We start from the raw sequence: 468 nt of genomic DNA, 5'->3' as shown, positions 1-468 counted from the left end.
AGCGGATGCCCCCCATGTCCGCGGTGCCGGCGCTGCGGGCGGCGGGCAGTGTGCACGACGGGGAGAGCGCGCTCACCGGGCGGTGGGGCACGGCGCGTATGCCGGGGGCCAGCCTGGATACGGCTGCTGGGCCCGGGGCGATCAGAAGGGTGCGGCCTGCGGAGGCGACGGTCGCCGCGTGGAGCCGGCGCTGTTGCGACGGGGTGAGGATGTTGGGGCCGACGACCAGGAGCGTGGTGTCGGGTCCCGCCGCGGTGGTGGCTTCGTCGAGGGTCGTCGCGACGGTGACGGATATCCCGCGCGCCTGGAGGAGCTCCGCTGCGGCGCGGCTGCCCTTCGGGTCGGCGGAGCGGGGGTCGAGCTGCCCGTGGCCCTCGCCGGAGCGGACGGCGGCGAACGTGATGCCTGCGATCACGAGGATGAGCAGGGCGATCAGCAGCCCTCGCGCACGCGTCCAGAGCTGGTGCG

The 468-nt window shown here is 75.2% G+C and carries 1 protein-coding gene; it reads right to left on the bottom strand.

Translation table 11 applies throughout. The features are described from left to right. A partial coding sequence (locus tag G3I56_RS42790; protein WP_164418950.1) for a DUF4350 domain-containing protein occupies positions 1–468 on the bottom strand: 468 nt, incomplete at both ends.

This window comes from Streptomyces sp. SID12488 (assembly GCF_010548275.1).
GTDB lineage: Bacteria > Actinomycetota > Actinomycetes > Streptomycetales > Streptomycetaceae > Streptomyces.
Note: the sequence above shows the minus strand (reverse complement) of the source record. Positions and strands in the feature narration are given on the sequence as shown.